Annotated in this window: 12 protein-coding genes; 8 read left to right on the top strand and 4 right to left on the bottom strand. The window is 66.7% G+C overall.

Going from position 1 to position 12,361, the window contains the following annotated elements; translation table 11 throughout:
- Positions 1-34: 34 nt before the first annotated feature.
- Both AB5T46_RS10835 and AB5T46_RS10830 read right to left on the bottom strand, forming a co-directional pair.
- On the bottom strand, positions 35-367 hold the full coding sequence (locus tag AB5T46_RS10835; RefSeq protein ID WP_370563943.1) for a helix-turn-helix domain-containing protein: 333 nt from the start codon (positions 365-367) through the stop codon (positions 35-37).
- Positions 368-617: 250 nt separating this feature from the next.
- Positions 618-872: a helix-turn-helix domain-containing protein gene (locus AB5T46_RS10830; protein WP_370563942.1), complete on the bottom strand. Its 255-nt coding sequence runs from the start codon at positions 870-872 to the stop codon at positions 618-620.
- 128 nt (positions 873-1,000) lie between these two features.
- On the opposite strand from AB5T46_RS10830, the gene AB5T46_RS10825 reads away from it, so the two are divergent.
- From AB5T46_RS10825 to AB5T46_RS10795, 7 genes are all read left to right on the top strand, one after another.
- Complete coding sequence (locus AB5T46_RS10825; RefSeq protein WP_370563941.1) at positions 1,001-1,264, top strand: XAC0095 family protein; 264 nt, start codon at positions 1,001-1,003, stop codon at positions 1,262-1,264.
- Positions 1,265-1,455: 191 nt separating this feature from the next.
- Positions 1,456-1,908 (top strand): hypothetical protein, encoded by a 453-nt coding sequence (locus tag AB5T46_RS10820; RefSeq protein WP_370563940.1) that lies wholly within the window; start codon positions 1,456-1,458, stop codon positions 1,906-1,908.
- Positions 1,909-2,078: 170 nt separating this feature from the next.
- Positions 2,079-2,750 (top strand): hypothetical protein, encoded by a 672-nt coding sequence (locus AB5T46_RS10815; RefSeq protein WP_370563939.1) that lies wholly within the window; start codon positions 2,079-2,081, stop codon positions 2,748-2,750.
- Entirely contained in the window at positions 2,750-3,571 is an 822-nt protein-coding gene (locus AB5T46_RS10810; RefSeq protein WP_370563938.1) for a VRR-NUC domain-containing protein, read from the top strand. The genes AB5T46_RS10815 and AB5T46_RS10810 overlap by 1 nt, the downstream gene beginning before the upstream one ends.
- A 2-nt stretch (positions 3,572-3,573) precedes the next feature.
- Positions 3,574-4,917: a type VI immunity family protein gene (locus tag AB5T46_RS10805; RefSeq protein ID WP_370563937.1), complete on the top strand. Its 1,344-nt coding sequence runs from the start codon at positions 3,574-3,576 to the stop codon at positions 4,915-4,917.
- A 6-nt stretch (positions 4,918-4,923) separates the two neighbouring features.
- Positions 4,924-5,349, top strand: a complete 426-nt coding sequence (locus AB5T46_RS10800) for a hypothetical protein (RefSeq protein WP_370563936.1) — start codon at positions 4,924-4,926, stop codon at positions 5,347-5,349.
- The gene (locus AB5T46_RS10795; RefSeq protein ID WP_370563935.1) at positions 5,346-5,813 is read left to right on the top strand and encodes a hypothetical protein; all 468 of its coding nucleotides are present in this window, start codon (positions 5,346-5,348) and stop codon (positions 5,811-5,813) included. The genes AB5T46_RS10800 and AB5T46_RS10795 overlap by 4 nt, the downstream gene beginning before the upstream one ends.
- Before the next feature lie 326 nt (positions 5,814-6,139).
- Here the strand turns inward: AB5T46_RS10795 and AB5T46_RS10790 are convergent, their stop codons facing one another.
- Both AB5T46_RS10790 and AB5T46_RS10785 read right to left on the bottom strand, forming a co-directional pair.
- Positions 6,140-9,283, bottom strand: coding sequence for a S41 family peptidase (locus tag AB5T46_RS10790; protein ID WP_370563934.1), 3,144 nt, complete (start codon positions 9,281-9,283; stop codon positions 6,140-6,142).
- Positions 9,284-9,348: 65 nt separating this feature from the next.
- Positions 9,349-11,328, bottom strand: a complete 1,980-nt coding sequence (locus AB5T46_RS10785; protein WP_370563933.1) for a TonB-dependent receptor domain-containing protein — start codon at positions 11,326-11,328, stop codon at positions 9,349-9,351.
- A gap of 34 nt (positions 11,329-11,362) precedes the next feature.
- Here AB5T46_RS10785 and AB5T46_RS10780 point away from each other — a divergent pair, with 34 nt between their 5' ends.
- Positions 11,363-12,238, top strand: a complete 876-nt coding sequence (locus AB5T46_RS10780) for a LysR substrate-binding domain-containing protein (RefSeq protein ID WP_370563932.1) — start codon at positions 11,363-11,365, stop codon at positions 12,236-12,238.
- The last annotated feature ends 123 nt before the right edge of the window (positions 12,239-12,361 follow it).

Genomic DNA, 12,361 nt, shown 5'->3' with positions numbered 1-12,361 from the left:
CCGGATCGGACTAGCCTCACAGGCCGCGGTCTGTTCACTTGCCTCGGCGCTGGCCTTCGACGCGACTCTTCAGTTCGGCAACAATCGCGCGTTGCTCTGTCACAGGAAGTCGAGCAAGCGCCTTGATCGCTTCGGCGATCTCGTCCGTCTCGGCATACAGTGCGGCCAAGGGCATCCCCAAGGCTTCGGCGAGCTTGCGGGCGGTGTGCAGATCGCACTCGTTGACGCCCCGCTCGTAGCGATTGATCCGTGTCCGGGACACTTCAACGGCGATCCCGGCCGCGACGCCCAAAGCTTCCTGGGTCAACCCCGCCGCCAATCTGGCTTCGCGAAGTCGGTTGGCAAAGATGAAGCGTGCGTCGTCCAAGGCGGTCCAGCAAGCGTGTGATCTGCCTCGTCAGCATGCAGCCTTGCATCCGTCCTGTCTGTTACTGTATAAGTAACATTAAGGCTGCAGATGTTCAATCGCGTTGTTCGCCATGAGGACGCATGACTGGCCGGAACCTTGAAAACCTCGTCTATCAAAGCCGGTTGTATAGCGGAGAACCCGCATGCAGGACCTTTTTTTGACAAGCATGAGCTATGCCAACCGTGCCCGACGGCTTCGAACCCCGCGACTAGCTCCCGAGCGCTTCGGCGGCTGCGATCAGCTCGTTCGCCGGCCGGCCGAAGGCCCGCGCGAGCGTCTCGACCACGTCGAGCGTCGGCGATTTGCGGCCGTTCTCCAGGTCGCCCACGTAGGTGCGGTGGACCCCGGCGCGGTGCGCCAGCTCTTCCTGCGTCCACCCGGCCTCGCGTCGGGCCTGGCTGACGACACGGCCGAAGGCCTTGGTGAGCACGCGCGAAGTTCCGTTCATCGGCGAAAGGGTCACTCCCCATCGCCAAGACCGTCGACAGACTATAGTATGAGTTACGCGAGACCAGCAGTTTCGGGTTGGCGGCATCGCAGGCCCGCGCGACGTATCGACTGGCAAGGATCCTGATCACGCGAGGAAGACATATGAGCAACGGACCCGCTCGCCCCATCGCAACGCCCGGCTGCTACCAGCTGCCCGAGGACGCGCACCTGGCACTGGAGCAGACCCGCGATCGCCTGCGCCTGCTGGCCTGCCTGGCCGCGCCGCGCTCTCCGCACGACGACTTGCCGGAGGCGGCGTTCCTGCTCAAGCCCGCCGCGCTGGCGCATTGCTTCCAGGAGCTGGCCGATCGGCTCGATCGCATCCTGCAGCAGGTCCATTGGCCGGGGGCTTCGCCGTCCGCCTAGCGCAGCGCGCGTACTGCCGGGCCGGGGCAGGCGCTGCTTGCGCAGCAGTTCGGCCCGCTTCCTGCCCGGCTGCTTGACAAGTTACAGGGTCCGTTTCTACCGTTTATTCATCTCATCGCGGCGGACATGACACCCGCCGCAGCCGCGCCGCGGAACGGCGCGGCAGGAGTTCCACGCAAAGGAGAAGGACGATGCGCGCAGCCTTGCCCCACCCGCGACCGCACGACACGCCCGGCGTCGCCCCTGTGCCGGATGCCGCGGCCTCCCCGTTCGCGCAGACCGCGCTGCAGCGGCTGGTCCACCTGCTGCAGGGCGGCGAGGGGCCAGCCCTGGCCGATGCCGGCATTGCGCGGTTGCCGCCGGCCCGGCTGGAGGTGCTGTCGCGCCACGCGCTGGAAGAGTCCGAAACCTGCCTGGAGCGTGCGGAGCTGATGCTGCGGCTGGCCGAGGCCGGACTCGAGCACGACGCGGCGGTCGTCGCCGACGACATGCTGCGCATCGGCCGACACGTGATGCGGCTGCTGCAGGATCACCGCCGCTGGCGCGAACTGGCCGGCAATGCGGCCTACTACCGGGACCATCCGGAGGCCACCGCCCGCACGGCCGCAGCCAGGGGCGGGACCGACGAGGCGACGATCCCGTGACGGGCGGCACGCGGTGTCGGGCTTTTCCGACACGCCGGTGCGCCGTGGCCCGATGGCGTGCCGGCGGCGGCGGCGCTAGGTTCGAAGGCATGCGCGTTGCGACGCATGGCGTGCGGGGAAGCAGGACCGTCGGCAGGGCAGGCCACCGGTAAGACCGAAAGGAGATCGGCATGCGCGCATTGAAAGGAGGCCCCATCCGGATCGGCGACGCCACTACCGGCGGCGGCACGGTGGTCGGCGGCGGCAACCACACCACGGACTTGGACAGGCCCATCGCCACCCGCGTCTCGTCCGCGGTCTGCTGCGGGCGCCCGCAGAAGTGGGTGGAGTGGTGCCAGAGCACCGACACCGACGGGCAGGGGTGGATCATCGCCGGCTGCCGGCTCACCTGCGGCCATACCGCGGTCGCCTCGGACCCGACCTTCGTCATCGAGGATGTCGTAGGCGGCGGCGATCCCGCCCTGGTCGACACGAAGGTCATGGCCGCGGTCGAGACGGCATCCGCCCGGGACGACGGCCCCTATGCCGGCCGCTACCGGATGCTCAAGACCGACGACTGGCCGTTCGAGGGCTACGGCTGCCGCATCCTGTCGCGCGGCAAGCTGCTGATGGACGGCAAGACCAATGCCGAGGGCGAGACCGGCTGGGTCAACACCGGGCAGGCCGAGCCGATCACCGCCGAGAAGACCGTCATGCGCGAGGACCAGCGCATCACCGAGGACTGGGAGGCGGCGGTGGCGGCGCTCGATGCTGCCGACACTGGGCCACCGGCCCGTGCCGACGAGTTCCCGGAAGAGTACCTGGCGCAGTTCGAGACGGATCTTGAAGGGGAGGACGCCTGATGCCGGTTCCAGCCATCATCGCCGTCCTCGTGTGGATCTGGCGCATCTACACCACCTTCGAGGCCGCCATGAGCGTTCGCGACATGGCGCTGATGGCGAAGGAGATGCTGGAGCGCAAGAACGAGATCAAGCGCGTCCTGCAGAACACCATTGACGAGATGAGCGAAGAGATCGACGTCAAGAGTTCCACGTACGCCGCGATCGATCGCGGCGGCAACAGCACCGTGTCGCGGAAGGGTGCCGAGAACCGCACCTATCGCGAGTACATCGAGCGGCGGATTCCGTTCCGGCCGGCGATCAGCGTGGTGTGCCAGATGGCGCTGGCGATCCCGATCCGGATCCCGCGCCGCATTCGCCGCAAGTTCGGCGGGGACTGGGTCTTCCAGGATGGCGAGGTCAAGCTCAAGCAGACTACGGCCTCGATCATGTTCGAGGGCGTGGACCAGGTGCTGGAGTGGAAGAGCCCGCTGAAGGCGGAGCCGAACTACGACAAGGTCAGCGGCCGGCCCTACATGGGCTCACCGCCCACCCGGCCACAGCGGATCAGCGAGACCTTCCCCTTCTGGCCGCGGCCAAAGGGGAGTCTGGCGCCGGACCTGGTGATCGTGGAGTATCGGCAGCAATCGTTCGAGCAGCGGAACGTGTTTGCGGCGGTGGAGATCAAGTTTCCCAAGGATTGGGTGAAAGAGGATCAAGTACGAGATTACGTAAACCTGATGGGCCAAAGGAACAAAGTCGCTCTGCTGCGTGTTCCGGAAGATTGCGTGAGCGGTGATCGGGACAAGAAGAAATCAGGCGCAGGCCGGAGGAGGCGGAGATAGGCATGAGCACGACCCATGAAATGTTTACCGCCGAGGAGTTGGAAGACTTCGCCGAGGGACTTAAAGAGTGGCCTGGCACGGCGTGGGAGACTGACGACTACGAATTGGCAGTGTCTCCATTCGTTGGCTTCTACTTCCTGTACGACACTAGTCGTTATCTGGACACCTCTCTGTTGATGGTGGACATCCATGAGGCGTTCGAGCGGCTGAGTGGGCATCCCTACAAGGTTGCCACGCATCCCGATTCGGAACGGCCACATCTCTACGGCTCAAAGCGACTACCTAACCTGCGGGAGTTCGCGAAGAAACGTAAACCTGGAGATTCGTTTCGCTTCAAATTTACAGACGAGCCCAATCACAGTTCATCGCCAGCAACAGCCGGATATTTCTGTCGGGTGCGTGACTACATGAATGACCGAGCGCCGGAGCACGGTCTCAAATCCTATTCCTACATCCAGTTCTACTATCGCTGGCAGTGGTGGCGGGACAATCGGGATGCCTGGCGGCGCTTCGTGCTCGACATCATCGACCGCCTGCGCCCGCAGCAAGTCTATAGCGGCTTCGCGATGGCGAACCCGCTGGAGTTCGGTACCCGCTCGGAAGTGTCGGTGTGGGAGCGCAGCCTCGCTACACGGTTCTATGGGCTGGACATCGACGACTCCTTTGGTATGTCGATGGGAATAGAAGACGCCCTGCCGAAAGGCATCCGTTCGCCGACTTGGGCCTTCTTCCTCTCCGACGATTGGCGCGAAAAGCTGTCGCTGAGCCGCGATGAAGTGCGCAATGCGTTGCGCCATCCGCGCATCATCATCCATGAGCGCGTTACAGGACTGTGGATCGAGCTCGGCGAGCAGCCGGACCTGTACCCAGTCGAGAACGGGGTGCCGGAGTTGCCGATGCTGCTCAACAAGTTGCTGCGGCCGATCCGCAACGATAACCTGGACCTGGTCGGCACCGGCCAGTGGGATGGCGATCCGAACGAACGCTTCACCAAGATAGATGCCAGGCGCTGGCTCGGCCGCTTCGACGAAGACAGCGACTGGCCCGGCCAGGAAGAACGTTTCATTGCGCCGCCACCGGCGTCGGCTGCCGCGCCGCCGCCTGCTGCCCCTGTCCAGGAAGAGCAGACTTTCCCGCCTCCACCACTCAGGAAAGCACCCATTGCGCCGGCACCACGCACGCCAGGCGGTCAGGCGTGCCCGCAGGCCGGTTGGTGGTTCACTCCCGCCAAGGCCGATTCACTGCGCTACTTCGAGCGCGGCGAGATCATGCCGAAGGTCGAAGGCAGCGCATGGGGAGACACGATCTGGCAGTGGTCCTCCGACCAGTCCGCATCCCGTTACTGATTGGTCATGGAAGCGAGCGTCTTTGCTCTGGCGGTGATGATCTCACTGGCGTCTGGCTGCTCTGGCCAAGGTTCCCGCCCCGGTAGCTTGCAGGTGTCCGATATCTCGGAGACTGCGCTCGATACGTCTGCATCTTCCCAGGAAGGTGCGACGGCTGCTTGTGAGGGTTGGGCGCTCACCCGTGTGCAGGCGGAAGAATTCTTTTCCCTGAGCGAATCTATTGACCAGCGTGAATTTCATCACGAGTACGACACGGCACCGTGCAAGATCACCGGCAGCGTCGATGCGGAAGGGCGGCCCTGGCGGTTCACGATCAACGGCGCCGCCAAGGCAATCTGGGAAGACGGCGACGAGGTGCGTTACTTCGGCTGCAGCGCACCGGCCTGTCGGCCGCTGGTGCTGTGGGAATACACGGGAACGGATATCGAATGATGAACGCGGTACGGTCGTTCGGGGCCGCTTCCCGCCGCCGGTCATTGCTGGTGTTCGCGGCGGCTAGCCTGCTCGCATCGGCGTGTGGTTCGCAGTTGAGCGCTGTCCAGTCCGGGGACGGTGCCGCGATGCGGGTGGTTCGAGTCGATCCCAGCGAGTACCAGGGCGAAGCCGGCGATCCGCTGGAAGATGCCTGCAGAGGCTGGAAGCTGACAAACGGGCAGGTCGAACGGTTCTTCCGGTTGAGCGATCGGTACGACGACAACCCGTACGGTGAGTTCTACCAGGTGCCATGTTCGATCTCCGGCGAGATCGAGGCCGACGGCAAGACCTGGCAATTCGTCATCGGAGGTGGGGCAACCGCCACCTGGCACCGGGACGGGGAGACGATGGAATGGGGTTGCCGGGTGACGGAGTGTGGGCCGCTTGTGCTGTTGCCCTACGACGGCATGGATCCGGGATAAGGGGGAGCGCCGGATTCGCTGGAGAGGGAAATAGTGCGAGGGACGAATGGCGCTTACCTAAGGTTCTTTTGCCTGTTTACGTGGATATGCAAGGCATCAGCCGGGCGGCCCGGGCACACGGCCGGAGATCCGTAGGAGCGCGCCATGCGCGCGATGCCGGCGGCATCTCCGGTCCCGGTCATCGGCGGTCCCGCCGCGAACCGGAAAGTGCGCCGGTAGACGGAATCGCATGGCGGCACAATGCCCGCGGCATCGCGCGCATGGCGCGCTCCTACGAAGCAGCGGCGCACGGCTGTGGTATCCCGCAATCGGGCGAAGCACCCCTATCAACGGCTCTCTTGGCGTCCGTCGGGATTTTCCAGCGCATCCAGCAGTAGGGATACGGCCGTTTCGACGCTCGGATCGCGGCCGGCCACTTGCATGTCCGGCCGGTCGATCGCTTCGATGTCCGGCACCACGCCCTCGTTCTCGATCACCCAGCGGCCATCCAGGCCAAGACTGCGGGCGCTTGCCACCTGCACCCGGCCGCCGTCGCTGAGCTTCGGATTGCCGTCGATCGCGATGGTGCCGCCCCAGGTGCGGGTGCCGACCAGCGGGCCGAGCCCGAGCTGCCGGAAGTAGTAGGCGAACGTATCGCCGCCGGACGCCGAGGAGCCATTGACCAGCATCGCCTTGGGTCCGTCGTGCGAGAGCTGTGGCGTGGACTGCAGCGGCTGATCGCGGCGTCTCCAGTGCTTCATCGGCCGCCGCGCCAGCAGTTCGATCATACGATCCGGCACCAGGCCGCCGCCGTTGTAGCGGTTATCGATGATCAGTGCTTCCTTGCCGTGATAGGCCAGCAGTCCCTGCAGCAATGCGCCGTAACCGGTCTCCCCGGTGTTGGGGACGTGGATGTAGCCGATGCGTCCGCCCGACAATCCGTCGACAAGCGCGCGTCGCTCGCGCACCCATGCGAGCTTGCGCAGGCCGTGTTCCGAGACGATGGTCTGCAACGTGACGTCGCGCGCACCGGTCTCACCCGGCGTCGCATTGAGACGCAGGCGGATACGCTGGTTGCCCTTGCCCTGCAGCAGCTGGTAGATGTTCGAGGCTTCGCGGGTGTCGACCCCGTCGACGGCGAGGATATAGTCTCCATCGTTCGCCAGTCCCGCCAACGGCGACCGCGTGTTCTCGTGCCAGGACTCGCCGGGGAAGATGCTGGCGATACGGAAGTAGCCCGAGGGGTCTGCCTCGATCTCCGCACCGAGCAGGCCGCCGTCGCGCCGCGGAACCGTCGGCTGGTCGCCCCGGTCGACATAGAGATGGCTGGCTTCGAGTTCGCCGGTGAGTTCCTGCAGCACATGGTCCAGGTCCGCCCGATGCGCGACCTGCGCCGCCCACCCCCCATAGCGCGTCCGCAGCGCGCGCCAGCGCGCCATCCCGCCGTGCATGTCGGGGTCGTAGAACCAATCGCGCATGATGCGCCAGGCATCGTCGAATGACTGCCGCCACTCGCTGCGGGGCTGCAATTGGATCGTGAGCGCGGAGACATCGAGTGCGCCCGCCGCGAAATCTTGCTGCGGGCGCGCCGGCACCAGCGCGAATGCCTCGCCACGCCGGACCAGCGCGCTGCGGCCGTCGCCGGAGAGCGCGTAGCTGCGGATGCCTTCGACGACGCTCGCGTCCTGCTTCGCGCCGATCGCGATCATGCGCAGCGTCGCACCATCGGCCTCGGCATCGTCTTCGCTTCCCGAGAGAAAGAACACGGCGTCGCCGGTTGCATGCAACATTCGATAGTCGCCAGGTGCCACGGGGAGCGCATGGACGCGATCGACCATCCCCGCGGGATCGATGCGCAAGCTCCGGTCGACTGGAATACGTGACGCGGTCGCTGTCTTTGCGCCCGTCCAGGCTGGCGCGTCGTCCGTCAGTCCGATCGCGTAGACGCGGGTAGCCGCGGTCGGCACGAAGTTCTCCTCGTAAGCGCTCATCGTCAGCCGGAAGTCGCGCTTCGAAAGCACGTACAGCCACCGTCCCGTCGGGTCGAAGGCCGGGCTGAACGCGCTGGAGGCCGGTTCGGTGACGGCGTGTCGCGAGCCGTCTTCGATCGAGTAGAGCCACACTTGATCGAGCCGCGCGGCATTGCGCCGCGTGTAGGCCAGCCAGCGGCCGTCGGGCGACCAGGCGTGATCGGTGATATCGGCGAAGTCGTCGCGATCCACCTCGCGCACCAGGCCGGTGGCGACGTCGACGATGAACAGGCGACGCGAGTGGTCGGCGTAGGCAAGCCATCTCCCATCCGGCGACCAGGCCGGCGTGAAGCGCCAAACGCGGCCATCCCGGGTCAGTTGCCTCACGGCGCCGTCGGCCAGCGAGCGCACGTAGAGTTCGTACTCGCCGCTTGCATCGGACAGGTAAGCGACCTGTTGCCCGTCCGGTGACAGTGCCACGCCGTGCTCACGCGCCGCCGCGGTGGCGGTCAGGTTCTCCACCGCACCGCTTCGGGTCTGCAGGTCGAGAACCTCTCCACGCGCACCGAAGACGGCACGGTCGCCGCCGTGGTCCAGGACGAAGGATTCGACGTACTTCGCGACCGGCCTGGATGCCCGGGCAGCGTGGCGGAATGCATCGGGGACCTGGATCGGGATGCGCGCCGCCTGCCGGCTCGCCGGGTCGAATCGCCAGAGCCAGCCGTCGCGCTCGAACACGATCGCATCGCGGCCGGCACTCGGCCAGAGCACGTCCATGGTGTCGAAATGGGTGACCCGCTCCGGCTCGCCGCCGCCGGCGGCCAGCGCATGGAGATTCACCGTCCCATCGCGATCGGAGGCGAAGTACACGGTGTCGTGCAGCCACATCGGCTGCGCATCGCTGGCCCGGTGGTCGGTGAGCCGCCGTGCGCTGTCGTGCGCCAGGTCGTACACCCAGACATCCGGCGCCCGCCCGCCGCGATAGCGCTTCCAGCTGCGGAAGTCGCGGTCGATCGGCGTGTAGACGTACTGACGGCCGTCGGGCGACAGCATGCCGCCGCCGGATTCGGGCGGCGGCAGCGGCCGCTCCATGCCGCCCTCGACCGGCACGAGATAGGGCCGGCCGCTGCGGTTTCCGTGCGGAGTGCGGTTGGCCAGCACCAGGACATGCTGCGCATCCGGCGTCCAATCGAGCACGCGGTAGTCGCTGCCGCCGCGCGGCGGCAGCAGCCCGGCGTCGTTGTACCAGGTCAGTTGCCGCGGCTCGCCACCGTCGGCCGCGATCACGAAGACCTGCCGCGTGCCGTCGTACTCCGCGGAGAAGGCGATCCGGCGGCAGTCTGGGGAGAACTTCGGATAAAGCTCCTGGCCCGGATGCGACGTCAGCCGCGTGGCCACGCCGCCGGACGCTGCGACGACATGCAGGTCCCCGGCCTGCACGAAGGCCACCTGGTCGCGGCAGATGTCGGGAAAGCGCAGCAGACGCGTGTCGGCGGCAGGCGCGGCAAAGCTTGCGAACACGCACAGCGGCAACAATACCCGGAGCCATTGCCTTGAAGCAGACGTCCGATGATAGAGGCGCTTGGTCATAGGTCCACCGTGAGCTTGGCGCTCAATTGGCGCGGCGCGTTGTAGGTGAGGCCTCCGCCGCTGTCGACCTCCCAGGCGTAGTGGTCGAACACGTTCGTTGCCTCCAGGCGCAGCACGACAGGCACCCGGTCTGTCCGGAAGCGATAGCGCGTGCCGACGTTGAACACGGTCTGCGCCGGGACGGACAGCGAGTTGGCGGCGTTCGCGGCTGCGCGGCCGGCGTACTCGACGCCTGCATCGAAGGAGAGCGCGGGGCGATTCGGCAAGCGGTAATCGAGGATCGCGAATGCCGTACGTTCGGCGATGCCGATCGGCCGGGAGCCGATCGCATCGGACACGACCTGCTCGCCACGGACGCGCGCATCCAGCAACACGGCGCCTGCCACGAGGTTGAGTCCGGGTGCGACTTCCCCGGCGAGCGAGAACTCCCACCCGCGGTGCCGGACCCGCCCAAGCTCGCGGAACAGCCGTGTTTCGTCGATGCCGTAGTAGGGCTTCTCCACCGCGAATGCGGCGACGTTGAGACGCACCCTGCCGAGCAGCAGGCGCGCGCCGAGGTCGGATTGCCGGGTGCGGATGGCAGGCGGCGCCTCGTCGCGATTGACGGCGGTTTCGGGCGCAACCGCGCTCTCTTCGAGCCCGCGTGTATGGCCGCCGTACAGCGCCAGCCGCGGCGAGAGATGCCAGGCCGCATTCGCGTTGTACAGCCACGGCGCATCGCGCGAGGCTGGCGCGGTGCCCTGGGGCGTTCGCCGGGTCTTTTCGTAATCCGTCTTCTGCACGCCGAATCCGACTTCGAACCGATTGCGCCATAGCAACTCGTAGGCCGCGCCGGCGGTCCGCTGACGGATGCGTTCGTGCGTCTGCTCCCCGAATGTCAATTGCGGTGCCGGAACGAAAGCCGGGACGCCAATGCGGACCGTACCGAACTCGAGCTGGTCGGCACCGCCGTAACGTCGCGTCTGGTCGCGGGCACGCAGCGACAGGTGCAGCCGATGTCGGCGCGGGCCGCTGGCCTTGATTCGCGACAGCCGCAGTTCACCGGAGTCGGATGCAAAGCGTTGCGCGGGATTGGCGATGACGACCAGCTGCGCATCGCCCTGGGGAGTCGCTTCCAGCAGCAGGCTCGAGAAACTGCGCCGGGGCGCCGCGATCGAGCGAAAGGCGCCCGCAAGCAGCGTCCAATGCTCGCCCGCGGCGGTACCGATGACGCCGGCATTGCTCCGGGTGATGTCGTCGGCTGCCCACGGCTGCCCGAAGAAACGCCGGCGTTCGATATCCGGGGGCAAGCCCGCGCCCGCCGGAACGATGACCGGGGAGGCGGTTTCGTCGCGGATCTCGATACGACTCCAGAACGGCAGGATCTCGATGCGCTCGCTGGGCCGCCAACGCGGTGCAAGCGCCACCGACGCCACGTCCGCATCGCCGCCATCGAAATAGGCATTGCGATAGAGTCCGATGCCCGCGGCCATGCCGATACGCTCGCCAAGCGGCAACAATGCGTCGGCTTCGACCAGGGACGCGCCGTACGAGTCGGCTTTCGTCACCAGGCTCAGCACGCGCGCTTCGCCGGGCTTGCGCAGCCGGTAGTCGACGATGCCCGTCGGAGCAGGGAAGGGGTAGCTCTGCGCGCTCAAGCCGACGCGGACGCTGTTGCCCGCGACCAGGCGGCTGGTGAACTCGGCCTGGCGGTCGATCGTGAGGCCCTCCAGGCGCACGTTGCCGGCGTCGATCGGGCTGAAACCGCGCACGTCGGTGGCGCTGTACAGGCCGATGTCCTGCCCGCCGATGCTGCTGCCGAAGGCGTCCTCGGCGGCGGTGACCGGGTTCTCGTTGGCGCGCTGCGCCATGGCGGGCAGGCAGACCAGGGCGAGTGCGCACAGCGCCGGGGCGGTCGCGGATAGACGCATGGAAACGGGGTCCGAGGGGGTGCGGACATCTATCCTGCGCAGGATGAAGCCGTCCAGCCAGAGCACCGTTCGCTGGGCAGCTGTGCGATAGACTCACAGCATGACGACCCTCCCGCCGCTCGAAGGCCTGACCGCGGTGCTGGCCGCGATCCGCACCGGTTCCTTCACCGCCGCCGCCGACGCACTGGGCCTGACCCATGGTGCGGTCAGCCGCCGCATACAGTGGATAGAGCGTTGGTTGGGCACGCCGCTGTTCGAACGCCACGCACGCGGGGTGCGGGCGACGCCGGCCGGTCAACGTTTCGCGCGGGAAGTCGAGCAGGCATTGGCGACGATCAGCCAGTCGGCCGAGCACTGGCGACCACGACGCGAGCTGGAAACGGTGCGCATCAGCGTGGTGCCTTCGATCGCCAAGCTGTGGCTGCTGCCGCGGCTGCGCGCACTGCAGGGCACGCCGCCCGAGCTGCGTATCGAACTGTCGGTCGAACATCGCCTGGCCAGCCTGGAGGGTCGCGAGGTCGACCTGGCGATCCGCTACGGCGCGGGCGCCTGGCCCGGGCTGCGCACCCATCTGTTGATGCGCGAGACCCTCTTCCCGGTCGCCGCTCCCGACCTTGCCAAACGCCTCGGCCGGCAGGTGTCCACCGAGCGAATCGCCAACGAGCCCTTGCTACACGACTCCGACACGACGCAGTGGCGTGCATGGTTGACGAGTTGTGGCCAGCGCTATCGTCCGCACGCGCGCGACCGGCGCTTCGAGGACTACGACCTGGTGCTGGCTGCAGCCGAGGCCGGTCTGGGCGTCGCCCTCCTGCGTGTGCCGCTGGCACAGTCCGCGCTCGCGTCCGGGAGGTTGTTGCCATTGGGCGACCATGTCATCCACAACCCGGCCAGTCACTGGATCGTCACCCGCGCAGAAGAGGACCGTTCCACGATACTGCGCCTGGTGGAGCGGATGGCGTCCGAACCTGGTTAGGGCTATGCGGCGCTGGCCTGCTCTCGCGCATAGCCACCTTCTTTCCGCCGCAGCAGGTTCTTTGCCAAGGCGCCAGGCGAGCAGGTACTCCATAATAAGCGCTCGATGTTGAAAGCGCTGGCA

The organism is Luteimonas salinilitoris, assembly GCF_041300785.1.
Lineage (GTDB): Bacteria > Pseudomonadota > Gammaproteobacteria > Xanthomonadales > Xanthomonadaceae > Luteimonas > Luteimonas salinilitoris.
Note: the sequence above shows the minus strand (reverse complement) of the source record. Positions and strands in the feature narration are given on the sequence as shown.